This window comes from Cupriavidus consociatus (genome assembly GCF_017814975.1).
Lineage (GTDB): Bacteria > Pseudomonadota > Gammaproteobacteria > Burkholderiales > Burkholderiaceae > Cupriavidus > Cupriavidus consociatus.
In genome coordinates, this window is the sequence record NZ_JAGIQA010000009.1 from 209,122 (window position 1) to 229,463 (window position 20,342).

The 20,342-nt window shown below is 65.8% G+C and carries 19 protein-coding genes and 2 riboswitches; of the genes, 14 read left to right on the plus strand and 5 right to left on the minus strand.

Annotated elements, in window-relative coordinates:
• Window positions 1-282: 282 nt before the first annotated feature.
• The 4 genes from J8I82_RS14895 (at window position 283) to J8I82_RS14910 (ending at window position 3,696) form a co-directional block, all read left to right on the plus strand.
• Entirely contained in the window at window positions 283-1,173 is an 891-nt protein-coding gene (locus tag J8I82_RS14895) for an HpcH/HpaI aldolase/citrate lyase family protein (RefSeq protein ID WP_209758679.1), read from the plus strand.
• Window positions 1,174-1,916: 743 nt separating this feature from the next.
• Window positions 1,917-2,594 carry a CsgG/HfaB family protein gene (locus tag J8I82_RS14900; protein WP_209758680.1) on the plus strand — a complete coding sequence of 226 codons (678 nt, stop codon included), beginning with the start codon at window positions 1,917-1,919 and terminating at the stop codon, window positions 2,592-2,594.
• Between the two features lie 32 nt (window positions 2,595-2,626).
• On the plus strand, window positions 2,627-3,043 hold the full coding sequence (locus J8I82_RS14905) for a DUF4810 domain-containing protein (RefSeq protein ID WP_245179785.1): 417 nt from the start codon (window positions 2,627-2,629) through the stop codon (window positions 3,041-3,043).
• Window positions 3,040-3,696 carry a DUF799 domain-containing protein gene (locus J8I82_RS14910; protein ID WP_209758682.1) on the plus strand — a complete coding sequence of 219 codons (657 nt, stop codon included), beginning with the start codon at window positions 3,040-3,042 and terminating at the stop codon, window positions 3,694-3,696. The genes J8I82_RS14905 and J8I82_RS14910 overlap by 4 nt, the downstream gene beginning before the upstream one ends.
• An 81-nt stretch (window positions 3,697-3,777) precedes the next feature.
• Here J8I82_RS14910 and J8I82_RS14915 read toward each other — a convergent pair whose 3' ends face one another.
• On the minus strand, window positions 3,778-4,353 hold the full coding sequence (locus J8I82_RS14915; RefSeq protein WP_209758684.1) for a BON domain-containing protein: 576 nt from the start codon (window positions 4,351-4,353) through the stop codon (window positions 3,778-3,780).
• A 414-nt stretch (window positions 4,354-4,767) separates the two neighbouring features.
• Here J8I82_RS14915 and J8I82_RS14920 point away from each other — a divergent pair, with 414 nt between their 5' ends.
• Together J8I82_RS14920 and J8I82_RS14925 are read left to right on the plus strand one after the other, a co-directional pair.
• Window positions 4,768-5,121, plus strand: coding sequence for a hypothetical protein (locus J8I82_RS14920; protein ID WP_209758685.1), 354 nt, complete (start codon window positions 4,768-4,770; stop codon window positions 5,119-5,121).
• A 239-nt stretch (window positions 5,122-5,360) separates the two neighbouring features.
• A complete protein-coding gene (locus tag J8I82_RS14925; protein WP_209758687.1) occupies window positions 5,361-6,617 on the plus strand; it encodes an oligosaccharide flippase family protein in 1,257 nt (418 codons plus the stop codon).
• An 84-nt stretch (window positions 6,618-6,701) separates the two neighbouring features.
• On the opposite strand, the gene J8I82_RS14930 is transcribed toward J8I82_RS14925, so the two are convergent.
• The gene (locus J8I82_RS14930; RefSeq protein WP_209758689.1) at window positions 6,702-6,920 is read right to left on the minus strand and encodes a DUF2188 domain-containing protein; all 219 of its coding nucleotides are present in this window, start codon (window positions 6,918-6,920) and stop codon (window positions 6,702-6,704) included.
• 126 nt (window positions 6,921-7,046) lie between these two features.
• Here J8I82_RS14930 and J8I82_RS14935 point away from each other — a divergent pair, with 126 nt between their 5' ends.
• Entirely contained in the window at window positions 7,047-7,484 is a 438-nt protein-coding gene (locus J8I82_RS14935; protein ID WP_209758691.1) for a MerR family transcriptional regulator, read from the plus strand.
• Between the two features lie 44 nt (window positions 7,485-7,528).
• Here J8I82_RS14935 and mdeB read toward each other — a convergent pair whose 3' ends face one another.
• Window positions 7,529-10,231, minus strand: a complete 2,703-nt coding sequence (mdeB, locus tag J8I82_RS14940) for an alpha-ketoglutarate dehydrogenase (RefSeq protein WP_209758693.1) — start codon at window positions 10,229-10,231, stop codon at window positions 7,529-7,531.
• A gap of 172 nt (window positions 10,232-10,403) precedes the next feature.
• On the opposite strand from mdeB, the gene J8I82_RS14945 reads away from it, so the two are divergent.
• Window positions 10,404-10,922, plus strand: coding sequence for an Lrp/AsnC family transcriptional regulator (locus tag J8I82_RS14945; protein ID WP_029047034.1), 519 nt, complete (start codon window positions 10,404-10,406; stop codon window positions 10,920-10,922).
• 11 nt (window positions 10,923-10,933) lie between these two features.
• On the opposite strand, the gene J8I82_RS14950 is transcribed toward J8I82_RS14945, so the two are convergent.
• Window positions 10,934-11,857: a LysR family transcriptional regulator gene (locus J8I82_RS14950; RefSeq protein ID WP_209758695.1), complete on the minus strand. Its 924-nt coding sequence runs from the start codon at window positions 11,855-11,857 to the stop codon at window positions 10,934-10,936.
• A 277-nt stretch (window positions 11,858-12,134) separates the two neighbouring features.
• On the opposite strand from J8I82_RS14950, the gene J8I82_RS14955 reads away from it, so the two are divergent.
• The 3 genes from J8I82_RS14955 to J8I82_RS14965 are packed head-to-tail and all read left to right on the plus strand — an operon-like array spanning window position 12,135 to window position 14,221.
• Entirely contained in the window at window positions 12,135-12,593 is a 459-nt protein-coding gene (locus tag J8I82_RS14955; RefSeq protein WP_209758698.1) for a MaoC family dehydratase, read from the plus strand.
• Between the two features lie 38 nt (window positions 12,594-12,631).
• On the plus strand, window positions 12,632-13,798 hold the full coding sequence (locus tag J8I82_RS14960) for a thiolase family protein (protein WP_209758700.1): 1,167 nt from the start codon (window positions 12,632-12,634) through the stop codon (window positions 13,796-13,798).
• Window positions 13,799-13,822: 24 nt separating this feature from the next.
• Window positions 13,823-14,221 (plus strand): Zn-ribbon domain-containing OB-fold protein, encoded by a 399-nt coding sequence (locus tag J8I82_RS14965; protein ID WP_209758702.1) that lies wholly within the window; start codon window positions 13,823-13,825, stop codon window positions 14,219-14,221.
• 236 nt (window positions 14,222-14,457) lie between these two features.
• Here J8I82_RS14965 and J8I82_RS14970 read toward each other — a convergent pair whose 3' ends face one another.
• Window positions 14,458-15,723 carry a D-amino acid dehydrogenase gene (locus tag J8I82_RS14970; protein WP_209758704.1) on the minus strand — a complete coding sequence of 422 codons (1,266 nt, stop codon included), beginning with the start codon at window positions 15,721-15,723 and terminating at the stop codon, window positions 14,458-14,460.
• A gap of 53 nt (window positions 15,724-15,776) precedes the next feature.
• Window positions 15,777-15,898: riboswitch (glycine riboswitch) on the minus strand.
• A riboswitch (glycine riboswitch) is annotated at window positions 15,899-16,000 on the minus strand. It lies immediately after the preceding riboswitch.
• A gap of 248 nt (window positions 16,001-16,248) precedes the next feature.
• Here J8I82_RS14970 and J8I82_RS14975 point away from each other — a divergent pair.
• Genes J8I82_RS14975 through J8I82_RS14985 form a run of 3 tightly spaced genes read left to right on the plus strand, consistent with a single transcriptional unit; the run spans window position 16,249 to window position 20,302 of the window.
• A complete protein-coding gene (locus J8I82_RS14975) occupies window positions 16,249-18,534 on the plus strand; it encodes a TonB-dependent receptor (protein ID WP_209758706.1) in 2,286 nt (761 codons plus the stop codon).
• 5 nt (window positions 18,535-18,539) lie between these two features.
• Window positions 18,540-19,793, plus strand: coding sequence for a sialidase family protein (locus J8I82_RS14980; protein WP_431831551.1), 1,254 nt, complete (start codon window positions 18,540-18,542; stop codon window positions 19,791-19,793).
• Window positions 19,790-20,302: a thioredoxin domain-containing protein gene (locus J8I82_RS14985; RefSeq protein WP_245179769.1), complete on the plus strand. Its 513-nt coding sequence runs from the start codon at window positions 19,790-19,792 to the stop codon at window positions 20,300-20,302. The genes J8I82_RS14980 and J8I82_RS14985 overlap by 4 nt, the downstream gene beginning before the upstream one ends.
• Window positions 20,303-20,342 lie beyond the last annotated feature (40 nt).

A 20,342-nucleotide genomic window follows, 5' to 3' on the forward strand; every position in this document is an offset into this window, starting at 1 on the left:
GGCCGAGGCTCGTCGCGTTCGCCGGCGAGCGGCCTGACGTGGCTGAACGTCGGGAATAGAGCGGGAGTATGCAAATGCGGCCTTGCCCTTGTCCACGGGCCATCTAGCCCTTCCGCGTCGGAGAAGAAGCCGGAGGGGCGGTGCAATGCCATTCGCCGCCGACGAAAAGTGGTTTCGGAAAACGCGGGTTGCCAGGCTATATGTTCGCTGGCATTGTTACTAACATTGTGCGGTGCGGCTCGGCCATACACCTGACGTCTGAACATTTCGGAATTTGCGACCATGCATAACAACTTGCCCCAGCGTTTGCGTTCCCTTCTCTTTGTTCCCGCTGATAGTGACCGCAAGCTTGCGGCCTCGCTGAAGTCCGCCGCGGACGGGCTGGTGTTCGACCTTGAGGACGCCGTGCCCGAACAGGGCAAGGACGACGCGCGGGCAAAACTCGCTGGCTTCCTCGAGCGGAACCGCACCGAAATGGAGTCGGCCGTGCTGGTGCGTGTCAACGGGCTGGCATCCGGCCACATCTTGCGCGACCTAGCCGCTGTGATCCCGCACCGGCCCAACGCGATCGTGCTGCCCAAGTGCCGCAACGTTGACGATGTCCATCGTCTGTGCGATTTTCTGGCGGCGTTTGAGTGCGCGCTACTGGACGATAGCTGGGAGGTGTCGATCATCGCCATGGCGACGGAGTCCTCGGAAGGCGTGTTCGGACTATCGTCCTACCGGAACGCGCCGATGCGGCTGCGCGCGCTGATGTGGGGCGTGGACGATCTCGCGGCCGACCTTGGCGCTTTCTCGTCGCATATCGGCAAAGATCTCACCGCGCCGTTTTCCGTGGCGCGGACCATGTGCCTGATGGCCGCGGCCCAAGCCGGAATTGACGCGATCGATGCGGTCAGTACAAGCCTTACAGATCCGGCGCGGATCCAGGAGGAGGCCGCGCAAGCAAAGCGGGACGGCTTTGTGGCCAAGGCGGCTGCGCATCCCTCGCATATCGACGCCATCAACGAAGCGTTCATGCCGCAGGAAGAAGAAATCCGCTGGGCCCGGGAGGTGGTCGATGCCTTCTCGCGGGTCGGCGCGACCGGCGTGGCCAGACTCGGAAATGCGATGATTGACCGGCCCCACCTGCGCCTGGCACACCGGATCCTGTGCCACCTCGACGAAGATTGACTGCGGTGCCGCAATGGAGATGACAGATTTCTCACGCTGAGTGCGGTTTATCTGATCGCGAGCCAGGTGGCCGATGAATTTGCAAGTGCCCTCGAGGCCAAACGTCCGTTGTGCAGGTTCGAAGCGACGTATGGGTGTCGGAATGGGCCAGTAGGCCATCGGCCGTAGCTGGCAGACAAGAGTCGACCGCTTGGCAGATGCATTGTCGGTTCGACTCGTCAGCGGGGACAAAGGACGTACATCCTTTTACAGAGTTAGGTATGCCTTCGAGACTGGTTTGCAGAACTCTATTCCGTCGGCGAGAGTTTTGCATCTGGAGCAGAATTTCTGCATCAGGATCGTGATCCTTGGCGTGGTTCGGACAAGACCACCTCCTCGGAAAGGCGCTCCGGGCTCTACGTTTCCGGTTGAAAGGCCAACAGTTTCGCAAGCCTTGCAGAACTTTCTTCCGGTACGACAGTTGACTCATTGTTCCTTCCTGACAGTTGCTCCTGAAACAATAAAGCCGCGAGCCAATCAAATCCCGAGAAACTCGCATCCTGAAGACTGGGAAGCGCTAGCCGTCCCGGAAGTCGTCAATGACAAGGGCTTCCCATTCTTCAGTTCCACCGCTGTCGCCAGTCGGCGACCACCTTATTTTCCCCTTCCCGCCAAATGACACCTCCGGCCGCGATGCCAGTCGCCGCCAGGGCGCCGCCGCGCCATAATAGCCGCGCGTCCCCACTGCAAACCAGGAGAAATCAGTGAAGCAAACCAAGACAATCTGCCTGCTCGGCATCGTTGCCGCGCTTGGCCTGGCCGGTTGCGCAACCGAATCCTCGACCGCGCTGCCGGTCCAGAAGGTGGAAAGTGCCAGCCGCCCGTACAACGGCGTGCGCACGCCCATTGCGGTAGGCAAGTTCGACAACCGCTCGAACTACATGCGCGGCGTTTTTTCGGACGGCATCGATCGGCTGAGCGGCCAGGCCAAGACCAGCCTCGTCACCCACCTGCAGCAGACCAACCGCTTCAATGTGCTGGAGCGTGAAAACCTGGACGAGATCAGGCGCGAGGCGGCGATCAAGAACCAGGCCCAGCGCCTGAAGGGGGCGGACTTTGTCGTCACCGGCGACATTACCGAATTTGGCCGCAAGGAAGTCGGCGACGTGCAGCTCTTCGGCATTCTTGGCCGGGGCAAGTCGCAGGTGGCCTATGCCAAGGTCAACCTGAATATCGTCAACATCTCTACCTCGGAAGTGGTTTACTCGACCCAGGGCGCGGGTGAGTACACGCTGTCGAACCGCGAAGTGATCGGCTTCGGCGGCACCGCCAGCTATGACTCCACGCTGAACGGCAAGGTCATGGACCTGGCCATGCGCGAGGCCATCAACAACCTCGTGGCCGCCATCGAGAACGGGGCGTGGAACCCGCGTCAGAAATAACCCATTCCTTCTCCAAAATGAAAACAATGAAGATGCAAACGGTCACGCTGCGCAGGGCAGCGTTATTGTCGGCCACCGGCAGTATCCTGCTTGCCGGCTGCGCGGCCCCACAGCCCATGTATCAGTGGGAGGGGTATCAGGCCCAGGTCTACGAATACTTCAAGGGCGAGTCCCGGGAGGCGCAGGTCGCGGCGCTGGAAGCGGGGTTGCAGAAGATCCAGGCCAAGGGCGGCGCCGTGCCGCCGGGCTACCATGCCCAGCTTGGCATGCTGTACCTCAACCTTGGCAAGCCGGATCAGATGGTCAGCCAATTCCAGACCGAGAAGACCCTCTTCCCCGAAGCCACGCCGTACATGGATTTCCTGCTGCGTAACGTCAAGAGCGACAGCCGCACTGAAATCAAGGCGGACGCCAGCAAGGCCGCGCGCGCGGCAGGGAGCAGCAAATGATGCGCCGCCTTCTGACCTATATCGCCAGCCTGGGGGTTGTGCTGCTGTTCGCCGGTTGCGCGGTGCAGAACAAGCAGGTGGACTACTCCGCGTTCAAGGCCAGCCGTCCCCGTTCGATCGTGGTGCTGCCGCCGCTGAACGAGTCGCCGGACGTCAAGGCCACCTATGCCATGCTGTCGCAGGCAACGGTCCCGCTGGCGGAATCGGGCTACTACGTGTTGCCGGTCGCACTGGTTGAAGAGACGTTCCGGCAAAATGGCCTGACCGTGCCGGGCGACATCCATGCAGTGCCGGTGGGCAAGCTGCGCGAAATCTTTGGGGCCGATTCCGCGCTGTACGTGACCGTCACCGAGTATGGTTCGAAATACCAGGTCATCAGCAGCGTGACCCGTGTGGCCGCCAATGCCAAGCTGGTCGATCTCAAGACGGGCGACGTCCTGTGGAGCGGAACGGCCGTGTCAGCGACCGACAGTTCCAGCAGTGGCGGGGGGCTGATCGGCATGCTGATCAACGCGGCGGTGACGCAGGTCATGAACCACACCTTCGATGCGAGCTACAGCGTGGCGGGCACCGCCAGCTACCGGCTGCTGTCGGCCGGCCAGCCTGCCGGCATTCTCTACGGGCCGCGCTCGCCCAAGTACCAGTCTGACTGACAACAGGTGAAATCGGACCGGTGCCATGTGCCGGTCCGGCCACGGGGGCAGGGGCCTGCTGCACGCCCCCGCGGGTTGTGGTCAGACGGTGGCCGAGCCTGCTTTCGTTGCGCCCACCGTATCGGTCCCGCTCGCCAGCGTGCCAGCCTTGTCTGGTGACACCGCGCCGCTGCCCCTGGAGGAGCCTTCCGTGGTCGCGCTCGAGGTGCTTAGCCCGCTGATACCCCCGCCTCCCGTGCTGCCTGGCCTTGCGGCGCCCTGCGACGGCGTCGCGCCCGCATCCGCGCCGATGCGCAGGCGGTTGTCGACTTCCTTCACGCCGAAGGTGTCGTCGACGATTTCCTCGATGCGGTATTTCAGCCCGCGGTCGCGCACCGAACCTGTCAGGGTCACGACGCCGGCAACCACGTTGACTTCCACGTCATGTACGGGGTAGCGGCATTCGATCAGGCGCTCGCAGACATCTTCGCGCACGCGCTCGTCGGAGCGCTGATAGCCCTTCGGCCCGGCGCGCTTGCCGCCGGAGGTACCGCCGCCGCGGCGGTCGGCGTCATAGACGCCGAAGTTGCTTTCGCCGAAGCCGCCGGCATAGACCTCTTCGTCGGAGAAGCCGCCCCGGTAGTCTGGCTCGTTGCGTCGGTTCATGCCCTGGTTCATGTCTTTCTCCAAATCGTGGACGGACGAGATGTGTGCCCTCCTGAAGATGCAGCGGAGGGCGACACGGACTTGCGCGGGCTGCCGCAAATTCTGTACCCGGGCGGTGAAGGCCTGTCCGTGCGCCCTGGTAAGGCATGGACCGGAATCCGCGAAATCAATGCAGGCGCAGCGGTGTGGTCGTTGAAGCCAACTGTGGTCCACTCGCCAGCCGGGACGGCGCCGCCGATGTGGCTGCAGTCCAATGTGGCGATTTTTTTCAAAAGGTGATGGTGCGTGCTACCGGGCGAAGCCTTTGTATTGGCAGGAATACGCAGGATGCCGGAAACGGACAGATGCGGCTGGCCTCCGCATGTTGGTGGGCTTCCGCTCAAAAAGCCCCGAAGCGCACGCCGGCGCCCGCTTAGAATCCTCTCCATGCCCCGCACTGTGGTCTTTCTCCTCGCGCTGATCTTGCCCTTGCAGGTGCTTTCTGCAACGTGGCGGCATCTCACGCACGCTCCGGACCGGATGCTCGAGCACATGGTGGAGCATGCACGGCATGTCCCGCATCACCATGACGAAGACGGCACCATCCACAAGAATGGCGGTGGCGAATCGGTTGCGCATCAACTGGATTTCGACCACGGAACAAGCGTGGGCGCGGCGCTGCCGGATGTACTGGAGCCGGCTGCTTCCAAGCATGGCCAGCCAGAGCCATTTTTCCTCGCTTCCGCGCTTCCCGATCCCTGCCTCCACCTCCTTCATCCGCCGCCGCGCCCGGTCCGGTGACAGTCGGGACGGCATCCGGTGGCGCTGCGGGGACCGCGCAACTAACGCCGCGATCCCGCCGTGATCCCGCCGCAATCCCGCTATGCGTCGCCATGCGCGATACTGCTGATCTGCCTTTCCTCGCAAGACCCGTGCGAAAAGCTCGCTTTCCGGCGCGGACTGGTGATATGGCCATGCATCGTGCGCGCGGTCGCGCCGGCCACCCAATTGTTGTGGATGTTCTCCGGGAGAACTTTGCAATGCGTATGCAGATCGCACGGAACGTCCTCTGGCTGGTGCTGGAGCGCGGCCTGCAGGTACTGTTCGGAATTGCCAGTATCGGCATGATTGCGCGTGCCATCGGGCCGGAAGGCTTTGCCGAGTTCCAATACGCACAGTCGCTGGTGCTGATTGCGTCATCGGTTGCGCTGATCTGCGGGGCCGAGGTGGTGGTCCCGCGACTGGTTGCCGACGGGGCTCCCGCCGCCCAGCACAGGCTGCTTTTCCATGTGTTTGCCCTGCGCGAAGCGGCGGCCATCGCTGGCTACCTGATCGTGATGGCGGCCGTGGCGCTGACAGAAGAGGACGAGGTCATCGTCCTGACCGCCATCATCATTGGCATACCCATCCTGCTCTACGAGCCCTTCGGGACCGTCCGGGCGTGGCTGCAGGCGCGCACCGACAGCCGGCCCGCTGTGGTGTTCGGCATGATCGGCCTGGCCTTCCGGGTGACGGCAATCGGGGCGCTCTACCTGGCGGGATCCCGCGCGGCGCCGGCTTTCGCGTGGGTGTTCGCCGGCGAGGCGCTGATCTGCGCCTCGCTGCTTGCCCGCTACTACCGCAAGCGCAGCCCTCGCGTGGCGGTGAGCATCGATGTCAGTCTGGCGAGGCGGCTGCTGCGCGACGGGGCGGTGTTCTGGGTCAGCCTGATGCTGATGCTGCTGGCGAAGCGTATCGATCAACTGCTGCTCAAGCCGCACATCAGCCTGTTCGAGCTGGGCGGTTATGCCGCCTCCATGCAGGTGCTGGACAATTTCATGCTGCTCGGCTCGATCGTGGCAAGCTCCGTTGCGCCGATGATGATCTATGCCCAGCCGACCTTCGCGCGGGTACGCCGTAACGTGCTGTATGTCGCCGCCGGCATGCTGGCGACTGGTATCGTCGGGGGTGCGGTGCTTGCATTCTGCGCACCCTGGATCATTGCGCTGATCTACGGTGACCACTATGAAGGCGCCGCCGACCTGCTAAGGCTGTCGGCGATGGCATCCGGGCTGGTGTTCCTGGATGCCGCGCTGACGCTGCTGGTGGTCTATCTGCGCAAGCCACGCTGGCTGGTGGAGAAATGGTTCCTGGTGCTGTCCACCATGATCGTGGTCGACCTGATCGCGATCCCGATGCTCGGGACACGTGGCGCCGTTTATGGCTATGTCGCGGGCAACGCGGTGGCGGTGCTGGCGGGCCTCGGCTTTCTGATCCGATCGCGAGAGCCGATGGTGGCGGCGCAGCAGGCTGCGTGACAACCGGCGCAACCTCAAGCCAGCGTTCCCGGAACTTGCAGTCGCGCAGCGGTTCTCCCCGTTGCACCCTCTGAAAGGCCGCCGCTACGGCTCCTGTTGCTTGTCGCCGAACGCGCTGCGCAGATGCACATCGCCGTCATGACGATGGATGTGCAATTCGGCCTTATGCCGCCTGGCTACGTCCCAGCCGGCAGCGATTGCCGCTTCCATGGTCAGGAACCTCTGGGGCCGGATATCAAGGCCGCTGAACTCCAATGTCCAGCCATGTTCCGCGGGCAGAACACGAATGATGCGCGATTGCATGATGACCTTTCTTGAGATACCGCTACGTATGGCGGCCGCCGTCATTCTGCAGTCGAAATGCAATCCCCTTCACTTAAGGGCGGCTTTGGCATAGGCTAGGTCCGTACCAAGGTACGGAGTCAAGCGATGGAGCAAATCCTGACGATCGGGAAGCTGGCCAAGGCGGCTGGCGTTGGCGTGGAGACGGTTCGCTATTACCACCGCTGCGGGCTGCTGCCGGTGCCGGAGCGCGCCCATGGCGCCATTCGCCAGTATTCGCAGCAGAGCCTGCAGCGGATGCATTTCATCCGCCAGGCGCAGTCGCTTGGCTTCACGCTGGATGAAATCCGCGTACTGCTGCAGCAGAACCATGGCCAGTGCAGCACGGCCCGCGCACTGGCCGAGCGCAAGCTCAGCCTGGTCGAGGAAAGGCTGAGGGACTTGCGGGGAATGCGCGCGGAACTGAAGAACCTGATCGGACAATGCCACGCCCATGGCACCGGGGATGGTTGCCCCTTGATGGACACGTTGTCTGCGCACGGCAAGCCAGATAACGGACGCGCCGGGGCATTGCGGGGGCGGTGACGGAAGTCAGCTGCCCGGGACGGCCCTAGCGGGCATGCGGCGCGTCAGGTCTGCCACGCCGCGGCCTTGTCCGCCGACTTGCCATAGCGCTCCCGGGCTGCGCGCACGACCTCGGAAGGCAGCTTGCCGTCATCGGCCAGCGCCCGCAGCGCCGCAACCACGACGGAATAGCGGTCCACCTCGAAGAATGCGCGCAACGCCTGCCGCGTATCGCTGCGCCCGAAGCCATCGGTGCCCAGCGTGACATAGCGCCCCGGCACGCACGCGCGGATCAGCTCCGGCACCGCGCGCACATAATCGGTGGCGGCGATCACCGGTCCGTTCGACCCGGCCAACGCTGTCTCGACATACGACATGACATGCTGGTCATTCAGCCGGTTGCTGCGTTCCACGGCAATCGCGTCGCGCTGCAGCTCGGTAAAGCTGGTCACGCTCCACGCCTGCGCCACCACGCCCCAGTCGTCTTCGAGCAGGCGCGCCGCGGCGATCACCTCGGGCAGGATGGCGCCCGCGCCGAGCAGGTTGACCTGGCTGGCATCGCGCCGGTCCGGCATGAGCGAATACATGCCCTTCAGGATGCCGTCGCGCACCGCGTCGGCTGGCTGCGGCATCGACGGCTGCGCATAGTTCTCGTTGCCAACGGTGACGTAGTAGAAGACATCGCGCTGCTGTTCGCCCATCTCGCGCATGCCGTGCTCCACGATCACGGCCACCTCGTAGGCAAAGGCGGGATCCCACGCGCGGCAGTTGGGGATGGTCGACGCGGCCAGGTGGCTGGTGCCGTCCTGGTGCTGCAGCCCCTCGCCGCCGAGCGTGGTCTTGCCCGAGGTGGCGCCGATCAGGAAGCCGCGGGCGCGCTGGTCGGCCGCGGCCCAGATCAGGTCGCCGATGCGCTGGAAGCCGAACATCGAGTAGTAGATGTAGAACGGCAGCATCGGCAGGTCGTGCACGCTGTAGGCGGTGGCCGCGGCGATCCATGACGAGATTGCGCCGGCTTCCGAGATGCCTTCTTCCAGGATCTGCCCGCCGGTGGATTCGCGGTAGTACAGCATCGAACCCAGGTCTTCCGGCTCGTAGCGCTGGCCCAGCGGCGAATAGATGCCGACCTGCCGGAACAGGCTGGCCATGCCGAAGGTGCGCGCCTCGTCGGCGACCACCGGCACGATGCGCGGCCCCAGCGCGGCATCCTTGAGCAGGCTGCCGAGCATGCGCACCACGGCCATGGTGGTCGACATCTCCCTGCCGTCCGCGGCCAGCGCGAAGCTGGCCCACTGGCCGGACGGCGGCACTGCCAGCGCGGTGGTCGCGGCCTGCCGGCGCCGCGGCAGGTAGCCGCCGAGCGCGGCCCGGCGTGCGTGCAGGTAGCGCATCTCCGGGCTGTCGTCGGCGGGTTTGTAGAAGCGCAGGTTGGCGACGTCGTCGTCCGACAGCGGCAGCTGGAAGCGGTCGCGGAACGCCTTCAGGTCTTCCAGTTCCAGCTTCTTCTGCTGGTGCGTGGTCATGCGGCCCTGGCCCACCGTGCCCATGCCGAAGCCCTTCATGGTCTTGGCCAGGATCACGGTCGGCTGGCCGCGGTGATCCATGGCGCGCGCGTAGGCGGCGTGCAGCTTGCGCAGGTCGTGGCCGCCGCGGCGCAGGCGGTCGATGTCGTCATTGCTCAGGTGCGCGGCGAGCGCGGCGAGCTCGGGGTTCTGCTGGAAGAAGTGCTCGCGGTTATAGGCGCCGTCGTTGGCGGAGAAGGTCTGGAACTGGCCGTCGACGGTCTGCGCGAAGGCACGCACCAGCGCCCCGGAGCGGTCGCGCGCGAACAGTTCGTCCCAGTCCGAGCCCCACAGCACCTTGATCACGTTCCAACCGGCGCCGGCGAACAGCGCTTCGAGTTCATCGACGATGCGGCCGTTGCCGCGCACCGGGCCGTCGAGCCGCTGCAGGTTGCAGTTGATGACGAACACCAGGTTGTCGAGCTGCTCGCGCGCGGCCAGCGACAGGGCACCGATCGACTCGGGCTCGTCCATCTCGCCATCGCCGAAGAAGCCCCAGACCTTGCGCGAAGACACCGGCCGCAGGCCGCGGTTTTGCAGGTAGCGCATGAAGCGCGCCTGGTAGATCGAATTGATCGGGCCGATGCCCATCGAGCCGGTGGGGAACTGCCAGAAATCAGGCATCAGCCAGGGATGCGGGTAGGAGCACAGGCCAGGGCCGTCGATCTCGCGCCGGTAGTGCTGCAGGTGCGTTTCGTCGAGGAAGCCTTCGAGGTAGGCGCGGGCATACACGCCGGGCGCCGAGTGCGGCTGGAAATAGACCAGATCGCCACCTTGCGCGTCGCCGTCGGCGCGGAAGAAATGGTTGAAACCGACTTCGAACAGGTCGGCCGCCGAGGCATAGCTGGCGATATGTCCGCCCAGTTCGCCATAGGCGCGGTTGGCGCGCACCACCATGGCCAGCGCGTTCCAGCGCAGCGCCGCGCCCAGCCGGGCTTCGATCTCCAGGTCGCCGGGGTAGGGCGGTTGCGCCTGCACCGGGATCGTATTCACATAGGCGCTCGGGCCGGCGGCGGGCGGCGGCAAGCCCTGCGCCGCGGCGTGCGCGGCCAGGCGCTGCAGCAGGAAGCTGGCGCGAGTGCCGCCGGCATGCGCCAGCACGCCTTCGAGCGCATCCAGCCATTCGCGCGTTTCCTGGGGATCGCTGTCCTCGTTGGCCGAGGGCAGGGCCAGCATCGATTGCGCACCGTTTGCCAGGTCAGTCATGGCACCGCTCCTGTCTGTGTTGCTTGTCTGTCGTGGCTGGCCGGGGTATGGCCGCCGATGCCAACAAGGTTACGCCTGGAACGGCAGAGAATGTGTCTGAATTGCCTTGCCTGAATGGGGTGTCACGGTATAAAAATTCTGCAGAACTGCCAGAATCCGGAATTGTTACATCATGAACGAAACGTCGCTCAGGCTCGATCGCATCGATATCGCCATCCTCAACCAGCTGCAGCAGAATGCCCGCATCACCAATGCCGAGCTGGCGCGCGCCGTGAACCTGTCGCCGACGCCTTGCTTCAACCGCGTCAAGGCGCTGGAGAAAATGGGACTGATCAAGCAGCAGGTCACATTGCTCAATGCCGAGGCGCTGGGGCTGCGCATCAATGTGTTTATCCAGGTCAGCCTGGAAAAGCAGGTGGAAGACGCGCTGCGCCGCTTCGAGGCGGCGATCGACAAGCGTCCGGAAGTGATGGAGTGCTACCTGATGACCGGCGATGCGGACTACCTGCTGCGCGTGGTCGTGCCCAGCATGCAGAGCCTGGAGCGCTTTATCCTGGAGCAGCTGACCAAGATCCCGGGGGTGTCCAATATCCGGTCGAGCTTCGCGCTGAAGCAGGTGCGATACCGCACGGCGCTGCCGCTGCCCGCGGCAGGCCTGACCCTGAGCGTGGCGGAAGAAGAGGGCGAATAGCCTTCCGCAGGCTAGGGCGCGCCACGCTCCTCGTTGCCGCCATCCACCGCGAATTCCGACAACGCCACTTCGCGGAAATGCCGCACCACCGGGCTGTCGTGCGCAGGCAGCCAGGTGAGCGCCAGGCCGATGCCGGCACTGTCCGGATAGCCCGCCAGGTCGCGGATCACCATGCGGTCGTTGGCGAAGCGCTGCATGATCGACGGCACCAGCGCCACGCCCAGCCCGCTCTCCACCAGCGCCAGCACGGTCTGCACCTGGGTGGCCTCTTGCGTGACGCGCGGCTGGAAGCCGGCCATCTGGCAGGCCGACAGCGCGGCGCTGCGCAGGCCAGAGGCTTCGCTCTGCTCGTACATGACAAAGCGCTCCTGCGCTAGGTCGGCAAGCGTCAGCGACGGCTTGCCCGCCAGCGGATGGCTGCGCGGCAGGGCGGCGACAAAGCGGTCGCGCTCCAGCAGCGCCAGCGCGGTATTGCCCGGCGTCAGCAGCGGCGTGCGCACCAGGCCCACGTCCAGCGCCTCGTCTTCCAGCCATTGCATGATGCGGCTCGAGGTCGCTTCGCGCAGCACCAGTTCGACTCCGGGGTATTCATTGCGGAAGCGCGTCACCAGCCGTGGCAGCAGGTGCGAGGTCGTGGTGCCGACAAAACCCACCCGCAAGGTGCCGGCCATGCCGCTGCTGGCCGATTGCACCAGCTCGCTGAACTGGCCGGCATGGAACAGGATGCGCCGGGCCTCGGCCAGCGCGGCGCGGCCGGTCTCGGTCAGCGTGACGCCGCGCGGCTCGCGCACGAACAGCGTGGCGTCCAGCTCAGACTCGAGCTTCTGGATCGAGACCGTCAGCGCGGGCTGGGCGATATGCAGGCGTTCTGCCGCGCGGCGGAAATTGAGGGTCTCGGCCAGCACGACGAAGTGCCGGATGCGGCGCAGTTCCATGGGGTCAGCGGGGATGCGGGAGCCACATCTTAGTGCGCGGCGCGTCCCCCGGGCAACCTCGCACACCGGGTGGGTCGATAAACGCTGCTTATCAATCGCGCGGGAAACGATATTGGACGCTGCTTCGGTGGCGTCGCTACACTCGACCGAAAGCCGGGCTGGTTGCCCAGGATTTGCGCCCATTTCCGGCACCAGGATTCAGCATCAGGAACGATACGGAGACAGCCGCCCGTCCGGACCGGTCGTGCCCGGCGAGGCCTGTATCCACAGGAGCTTCATGCACAGCATTGCATCGCTCGACGACCTGCGCGCGCTTTGCGCCGCGCCCGCCGCCGTGAGCGAGTATTTCCCCATCGGGCAGGACGCCATCGATACCTTTGCCGAGCTGACGCATGACCGGCAGTGGATCTACGTGGAGCCCGAGCGCGCCGCCGCCGATTCGCCGTACGGCTGCACGGTCGCACACGCCTTCCTGATCCTGTCGATGGTGTCGGCGGCGTTCGCGCAGTGCTTTACCTTCCCGGGCCGCAAGCTGGCGCTGAACTATGGCTTCGACCGGCTGCGCTTCACCGGCCCGGTGCCGGCCGGCGCGCGCGTGCGCGGCGCGTTCACGCTGCAGCAGCTCGACGATGTCCGCCCCGGCGAAGTGCGCTGCCACTGGAAGGTGGAAATGCAGGTCGAAGGCAGCGAGCGGCCGGCGATGGTGGCGATCTGGCTGGTGCAGATGCGCTTCTGAACTTACCCAATATCAATCCCAAGCAAGACGAGACTCCCATGAGCATCAAAGGCAAGGCATATATCGTCGGGGCCTACGAGCACCCGACCCGCAAGGCGCCGGACAAGTCGGTAGCGCAGCTGCACGCGGAATCCGCGCGCGGCGCGCTGGCCGATGCCGGACTGTCGCTGTCGGACGTGGATGGCTATTTCTGCGCCGGCGATGCGCCGGGGCTGGGCGCCAACAACATGATCGACTACCTGGGCCTGAAGGTGCGCCATGTGGACTCCACCGATACCGGCGGCTCCGCCTACCTGGTGCATGTCTCGCACGCCGCGCAGGCCATTGCCGCCGGCAAGTGCAACGTGGCGCTGATCACGCTGGCGGGCCGGCCGCGCTCGGAAGGCTCGACCGGCACGCAGGCACGCAACTGGGGCGCCAACTTGCCGGACGCCCCGTTCGAGGCGCCGTTCAATCCCGTCACCGTCAACCTGTACGCGATGGTGGCGATGCGCCATATGTACGAGTACGGCACCACGCCCGAGCAGCTGGCATGGGTCAAGGTGGCCGCGTCGCACCACGCGCAGCACAACCCGCATGCGATGCTGCGCAACGTGGTCACGGTGGAAGAGGTGCTGAACTCGCCGTTGATCGCCGACCCGCTGCACAAGCTCGACTGCTGCGTGGTGTCCGACGGCGGCGGCGCGCTGATCGTGGCGCGGCCCGAGATCGCGGCCACGCTCAAGCGTCCGAAGGTGAAGATCGTGGGTGCCGGCGAGTACGTCAAGGGCCAGCTGGGCGGCGAAGTCGACCTGAGCTGGTCGGGCGCGAAGTTCTCCGGCGCAGCCGCGTTCGCGGAAGCGGGCGTGACCCCGGCCGACATCAAGTACGCCTCGATCTACGACAGCTTCACCATCACCGTGCTGATGCAGCTGGAAGACCTGGGCTTCTGCAAGAAGGGCGAAGGCGGCAAGTTCGTGGCCGACGGCAACCTGATCTCCGGCGTCGGCAAGCTGCCGTTCAATACCGATGGCGGCGGCCTGTGCAACAACCACCCGGCCAACCGCGGCGGCATCACCAAGGTGATCGAGGCCGTGCGCCAGCTGCGCGGCGAGGCGCATCCGGCGGTGCAGGTGAAGAACTGCGACCTGGCGCTGGCGCAAGGCACCGGCGGCTACCTGGGCTCGCGCCACGGCAGCGCCACCGTGATCCTCGAGCGCGAATAATGAACGATCGCCGGAGCAACTGACATGACGACCCCACACACTTCCATGGCCTACAAGGCCCCGGACGAACAGCCCGACAATATCGAATTCTGGCAGGCCGCGCGCGAAGGCCGGCTGCTGGTCAAGCACTGCCAGTCATGCGGCAAGACGCACTGGTATCCGCGCACGCTGTGCCCGTTTTGCATGGGCGATACGGTCTGGAAGACCGCCAGCGGCCGCGGCACCATCTACTCGTACAGCGTCACGCGCAAGGCTGGCCCGCAGCCGTTCTGCATTGCCTATGTGAAGCTGGACGAGGGCGTGACCATGATGACCCATATCGTCGATTGCGATCTCGATGAGGTGCGCATCGGGCAGAAGGTGAAGGTCAAGTTCGCGCCCAGCGTGGACGGGGCGCCGGTGCCGGTGTTTGCGCCGGCTTGAAGGTGATGCCAGACGACGCATGCAACGTGCGCCGCTGGTTTGCTCCCCTCTCCCGCGTGCGGGAGAAGGGCCGGGGGTGAGGGCAGGCGCTGGCATGGCGACGCCCTTCACTTCGTTGATGCTCCGGCCCTCACCCCCACCCCTCTCCCACTTCGCGGGAGAGGGGTGCGTTCACAATGGGCGGTAGTTCTGGTTTGAAATCCCGCTGTCGTCTCCCTGCATTCGCAGCCAGCCGCTCAGGCCTTCCCTAGCACCATCCCACCTGGCACCACCAACTTCTGCGCTTCCAGCGCCTGTTCCACCACCCCGGCCACCATATCCGCCGTCACCGCCGACAGCGTCCATCCCAGGTGTCCATGCCCGGTGTTGTAGAAGATGCAGCGCGCCCGCCCGCGGCCAACGCGCGGCAGCATGTCGGGCAGCATCGGCCGCAGCCCCGCCCACGGCACCACGCTGCGCGTGCTCACGCCCGGAAAGCACTGCTGCACCCATTCCACCAGCGGCCGGATGCGGTCGGCGCGGATGTCGCGGTTGAAGCCGTTGAACTCCGCGGTGCCGGCAACGCGGAAACGGTCGTCGCCGAGGCGGCTGGTGACCAGCTTGGTTTCGTCGTCGAGCAGGCTGACGATCGGCGCCGCGGCGCGGCTGGCGGCGTCGTTCAGGTTGACGGTGATGGAATAGCCCTTGACCGGATAGATGTTGACACGGTCGCCCAGCCCGGCGGCCAGCGCGCGGCTGGCGGTGCCGGCGCAGATCACCGCGCCGTCGAAGGTCGAGGTGGTGCGTTGCGCGCCTTCCTGCACCGTGACGCTGGCGCTGCGGCCGTCGGTGGTGACGTTGCGCACGTCTTCGCCGTAGCGGCAGCGCACGCCCATGCGCTCGATGGCGGCAGCCAGGCCGCTGGTGAACTTGTGGATGTCGCCGGTCGAATCGCTTTCGGTGAAATAGCCGCCGTAGTACGTACCGGCCAGCGTCGGCTCGATCGCGCGCATTTCCGCCGGCGTTACCGCGCGGCGCTCCAGCCCGCCCTGCGCCAGCAGCGCCGAGACCCGGCCCGCATGCTCGAAGCACGCCTTGTCGCGGTAGATGTGCAGGATGCCTTCGCGCTTGTGGTCGAAGTCGATGCCTTCCTGCGCGGCCCACGCGAACAGGTGCTCGCGCGCCGCGATGGCCAGGCGCGCGGTCTCGATGGTGTTGCGGCGGTAGTGCGGGATCGAGGCGATGAATTCGGCGAACCAGCTCAGCTTGTGCCAGCTCGGGCGCGGGTTGAGCAGCAGCGGCGCATCGCTGCGCAGCATCCACTTCAGGCCCTTGAGGATGGTGGACCAGTGCGTCCAGACCTCGGCGTTCGAGGCGGAAAGCTGCCCGCCATTGGCGAACGAGGTTTCCATCGCGGCGTAGCGGTGACGCTCGAACAGGGTGACGGAGAATCCGCGCCGGGCGAGCGCGTAGGCCGTGGTGACACCGGTGATGCCACCGCCGATGACGGCGATTGTCTTCATGATCTGGCAGTCCAGAAACGTCGGGTGGGAGCCCGCACGCGACATGCGTGGCGGACGCCCCCTCTGTTCCTGACCTGAGAGATTCACGACAGTCGCCTCGTGGTACGGGTGGCGAGGGCCGCTTGCTCCTTCGGTATGCCGGCTGACGATGGCGGCATTCTTCAGAGTGCTGTGACGCGTGATGCCGGTCCTTTTGCCTGAGAGTTTCCGGGGCGGTTGCTCCTTCGGCGCTGTCCGCGGCGGCTGCCGCCGGATCAGTCTCTCCCAGCATCACGTTGGCGTGTAAGCCAATCCGGGGAAATCTAGAGAGAAAGCCCGCATGTGGATATGCGGGTAAACGTGGATGGAGCTTGAGGCACTCGCATGGAGCTGCGTTGCTTCCGCGCCGGCACGCGGCGCTATGTCGCACTGCGTCAAACCGCCCCGCCACCTAGAATGTCAGCACTCGCTACGCGGAGGAAGTGCGCCGTGCCGGATACGGCGCACCGGTCGGGCGAGCCAGAAGAACAGAAAAGGTATTTCCCAGTGAGAAGAAATCGGATCGCGCTGGCCGCTTCGGCCGCGCTGATAGGCCCCGGCATCGCCGGCGCGCAGGCGGACGAGCCCGTCAGCGCGCCGCAACCCCTGCAGGAAGTCGTGGTCTCTGCCAAGACTGAGCGCGGCGAAACGCCCGCCATGCCGCCCAATACGCCATCGCCCGCCTACGGCATCAGCGCCGCGCGCATGGCGGATTTCAACGTGGTCAACACCGAGGACGCGCTCAAGTACGCGCCCAACCTCGCCGTGCGCAAGCGCTTCATCGGCGATATGAACTCGATCATCTCGGTGCGCAGCACCAGCTCGCGCCAGTCGGCGCGCGGGCTGGTCTATGCCGACGGCCTGCTGCTGTCCAACCTGCTGGGCTCCGATTTCACCTTCCCGCCGCGCTGGTCGCTGGTCAACGCCGCCGAGATCGAGCGTGTCGACGTGCTGTATGGCCCGTATTCGGCGCTGTATCCCGGCAATTCGCTGGGGGCGACCGTGCTGATCAGCACGCGCACGCCGGAGAAGTTCGAGGGCGATGCCAGCGTGCAACTGTTCACGCAGCGCTTCAACCTGTACGGCACGCACGACAATTTCAACGGCGTGCACGCCAACGCCTACGTGGGCGACCGCGTCGGGCCGTTCTCTTGGCTGGTCAGCGTCGACCGGCAGGACAGCAAAAGCCAGCCGCTGAGCTTCTACACCGCGGCGCGCTCCAGCGTGCGGGCGACCTCGGCCGACAAGCCCGTGACCGGCGCCTACTTCGACCAGGATCAGACCGGCGCCGACCGCACCGTGATGGGCGTCAACAGCGAGGGCGTCACGCACACCGTGCAGGACCAGCTCAAGCTCAAGCTCGGCTACGACATCACCAATACGCTGCAGGCGCAGTTCACCGCCGCCTACTGGCAGCAGGACCGCTCCAGCGCCACCGGCAGTTACCTGCGCGATGCCGACGTCAATGTGGTGTCGAGTGGACCGGTCAATATCGGCGGCTTCCGCTACGTGATCCCCGCCAACGCGTTCGCGCCGAGCAACGGCGAAGACGCGCGCTGGCTCTACGGCCTGTCGCTGCGCACGCGCAACGAGACGGGGTGGAACTTCTCCGGCGTGGCATCGCTGTTCGATGTCAGCAAGGACATCAGCCGCACCGCCAGCACCGCGGGCAATGGCCCGGGCACGGTGACCTATGGCGACGGCACCGGCTGGCGCACGCTCGACCTGAAAGCCGATTACCGCCCGCAGCTGCTCAAGGGCGGCCACTGGGTCACCTTCGGCTACCACTACGACAACTACCGGCTCAGCAACACCACCTACAACACCTCGGACTGGCAGGCCGCTACCATCTCCGCGTTCAACAACGCCTTTGCCGGCAAGACCGAGACACAGGCGCTGTACGCGCAGGACGCGTGGTATTTCGCCGACGACTGGAAGCTGATTCCGGGCGTGCGCTGGGAGCACTGGCGCGCCTATGACGGCAGCCGCAGCCAGCCGGGCGTTGACATCGCCTACCCGGTGCGCAGCGAGTCCAACTGGTCTCCCAAGCTGGCGCTGGAAAAGGCCATCGGGCAGGACTGGCTGGGCCGGCTGTCGCTCGGCCAGGCCTATCGCTATCCGACCGTCGCCGAGCTGTTCCAGGGCCGCATCACCGGCACCTCGCTGATCAACAACGATCCCAACCTGAAGCCGGAACGCTCGTTCTCGAAGGACCTGACCTTCGAGCGCACGGTCGACCGTTCGTACTTCCGCGTGTCGGTGTATGAGGACGACATCCGCGATGCGCTGGTCAGCCAGACCAACACCACGGTGTTCCCCACCGTCACCAGCTTCCAGAACGTCGACCGCGTGCGCACCCGCGGCATCGAGCTGGCCTACGACGGGCGCGACGTGCTGTTCAGCGGCTTCGACCTGTCGGCCAGCGGCGCGTACAACCACTCCAAGACGCTGGAGAACGCCAACAACCCGGCATCGGTGGGCAAGTATTTCTATCGCATCCCGCAGTGGCGCGCGAACTTCGTTGGCACCTACCGCTTCACGCCGGCATGGGCCGGCACGCTGGCGATGACCTGGTCGGGGCGGCAGTACAATACGCTCGACAACAGCGACGTCAATCCCGACACCTTCGGCGGCACCAGCAGTTTCCTGACCTTCGACGTCAAGGTGACCTACAAGCCCGCCAGAAACGTGCGCCTCGGGCTTGGCATCGACAACCTGACCGACCAGCGTTACTTCGTCTACCACCCATACCCGGGCCGGACGTTCTACGCCGAGGCCAAGCTTTCCTTCTGAGTGCAGTGACCAGCCCGACCCTGACCATGCAGCGCGCGCGCCGCAGCTTCCGATTCCTTGCCGCCGGTGTGATCGCCTGCACGGCGTTCGCCGCGATGGCGCAGTCTCATGGCGGCCATGGCAGCCATGCCGGCCATGGTGCGCAAGGCCCGGCGCCAAAGGCGATGAGCGAACTCGGCACCGGCGCCGCCTTCGATCGCGATGGCCGGCTGTGGATTGCCTACCAGGATGGCCAGCACGTGGCGGTACGCGCGTCGACCGACCAGGGCCGCAGCTTCGGGCCGGTGCAGCACGTCAACCGCGTGCCCGAGCCGGTGGCGGCAGACCACGACAGCCGCCCCAAGGTGGCGGCGGGTCGCGACGGCGAAATCTACATAACCTGGACCCAGCCGCTGCCCAAGCCCTATACCGGCTTTATCCGCTTCGCGCGCTCCACCGACGGCGGCAAGACCTTTGCCGCACCCGTGACGGTGCATGCCAACCGCGACCAGATCGCGCACCGCTTCGACGCGATCGCGGTGGACCCGGCCGGCCGCGTCTTCGTCAGCTGGATCGACAAGCGCGATGTGGTCGCCGCCGAGGCACGCAAGCAGCCCTATGCCGGGGCGGCGATCTACTACGCGGTGTCGGCCGACCACGGCAAGAGCTTCCAGGGCGACTACAAGATCGCCGACCAGTCATGCGAATGCTGCCGCATCGCGCTCGCGCCGACGCCGGACGGCAAGATGCTGGCGCTGTGGCGCCACGTGTTCCCGCCCAATGCGCGCGACCACGCGGTGGCACTGCTCGGCGCCGACGGCACGCCCGCGCCGATGCAGCGCGCTACCTTCGACGACTGGCGCATCGACGCCTGCCCGCACCACGGGCCGGGCGCCGCGGTGACGCCCGACGGCACGCTGCACATGGTCTGGTTCAACGTGAAGGCAGGCAAGCCCACGGTATCGGTGGGCCGCTTCCGGGACGGCAAGCTGCAGGCGCAGCGTCCGCTGGACGACCCGCGCGCGCAGCATGCCGATATCGTCGCGCTCGACGACAATCGCATCGTGGTGGCGTGGAAATCGTTCGACGGCCAGCAGACGCGGCTGTCGGCGATGCTGTCGCAGGACGGTGGCAAGACCTGGCAGACGCGCCAGGTCGCCGGCACCTCGCGCGATTCGGACCAGCCACGCCTGCTGCAGCACGGCGGCCGTGCCTACGTGCTGTGGCGCACCGAGGCCGAAGGCTTCCAGGTCTTCCCGCTGGCGCAGGAGGGCGCATGACCGGGCTTATGAAGTTACGTCGCAAACTCGTCGCCACGCTGGCGGGCGCCGCCATCGCGCTCGGCGTCGCCGGCATGGCGCATGCGGCCGAACGCGTATCGGTCTTCGAATCCGCCAGTGCCGCGCAACTCGGCGCCAGCCAGCAGGGCAAGCCCTTCGTGCTGGTGGTGTGGTCGCTCGACTGCGTCTACTGCAAGCGCAATTTCGAAGCCATCGGCAAGCTGCAGGCCAGGCATCGCGGCCTGCGCGTGGTCACGCTGGCCATGGACCGGGCCGATGCGCTGCCGCAGGTGCAGCAGCTGCTCAGGCGCGTCAACCTGACGCGCAATGCATGGATGTTCGGCAACGAGCCGCAGGAGCGGCTGCGCTACGCGGTCGATCCCGACTGGATGGGCGAGATGCCGCGCACGTATTTCTATCGTGCCGACGGCCAGCGGCAGGGCGTGTCCGGCGTGATCAGCGACGCCGACTGGGACATGCACCTGCGCTGGGCCGGCATCGGCGGCTAGGGCAGCCTAAGGCCAGCCTAGGCCCAGCCCCAGGGCAGCC

Excerpts from the sequence above, each read along its gene's own strand:
- J8I82_RS14895 (WP_209758679.1), top strand. The coding sequence starts at position 283 with ATGCATAACAACTTGCCCCAGCGTTTGCGTTCCCTTCTCTTTGTTCCC.
- J8I82_RS14905 (WP_245179785.1), top strand. The coding sequence starts at position 2,627 with ATGCAAACGGTCACGCTGCGCAGGGCAGCGTTATTGTCGGCCACCGGC.
- J8I82_RS14910 (WP_209758682.1), top strand. The coding sequence starts at position 3,040 with ATGATGCGCCGCCTTCTGACCTATATCGCCAGCCTGGGGGTTGTGCTG.
- J8I82_RS14915 (WP_209758684.1), bottom strand. The coding sequence starts at position 4,353 with ATGAACCAGGGCATGAACCGACGCAACGAGCCAGACTACCGGGGCGGC.
- J8I82_RS14920 (WP_209758685.1), top strand. The coding sequence starts at position 4,768 with ATGCCCCGCACTGTGGTCTTTCTCCTCGCGCTGATCTTGCCCTTGCAG.
- J8I82_RS14925 (WP_209758687.1), top strand. The coding sequence starts at position 5,361 with ATGCGTATGCAGATCGCACGGAACGTCCTCTGGCTGGTGCTGGAGCGC.
- J8I82_RS14930 (WP_209758689.1), bottom strand. The coding sequence starts at position 6,920 with ATGCAATCGCGCATCATTCGTGTTCTGCCCGCGGAACATGGCTGGACA.
- J8I82_RS14935 (WP_209758691.1), top strand. The coding sequence starts at position 7,047 with ATGGAGCAAATCCTGACGATCGGGAAGCTGGCCAAGGCGGCTGGCGTT.
- mdeB (WP_209758693.1), bottom strand. The coding sequence starts at position 10,231 with ATGACTGACCTGGCAAACGGTGCGCAATCGATGCTGGCCCTGCCCTCG.
- J8I82_RS14945 (WP_029047034.1), top strand. The coding sequence starts at position 10,404 with ATGAACGAAACGTCGCTCAGGCTCGATCGCATCGATATCGCCATCCTC.
- J8I82_RS14950 (WP_209758695.1), bottom strand. The coding sequence starts at position 11,857 with ATGGAACTGCGCCGCATCCGGCACTTCGTCGTGCTGGCCGAGACCCTC.
- J8I82_RS14955 (WP_209758698.1), top strand. The coding sequence starts at position 12,135 with ATGCACAGCATTGCATCGCTCGACGACCTGCGCGCGCTTTGCGCCGCG.
- J8I82_RS14960 (WP_209758700.1), top strand. The coding sequence starts at position 12,632 with ATGAGCATCAAAGGCAAGGCATATATCGTCGGGGCCTACGAGCACCCG.
- J8I82_RS14965 (WP_209758702.1), top strand. The coding sequence starts at position 13,823 with ATGACGACCCCACACACTTCCATGGCCTACAAGGCCCCGGACGAACAG.
- J8I82_RS14970 (WP_209758704.1), bottom strand. The coding sequence starts at position 15,723 with ATGAAGACAATCGCCGTCATCGGCGGTGGCATCACCGGTGTCACCACG.
- J8I82_RS14985 (WP_245179769.1), top strand. The coding sequence starts at position 19,790 with ATGACCGGGCTTATGAAGTTACGTCGCAAACTCGTCGCCACGCTGGCG.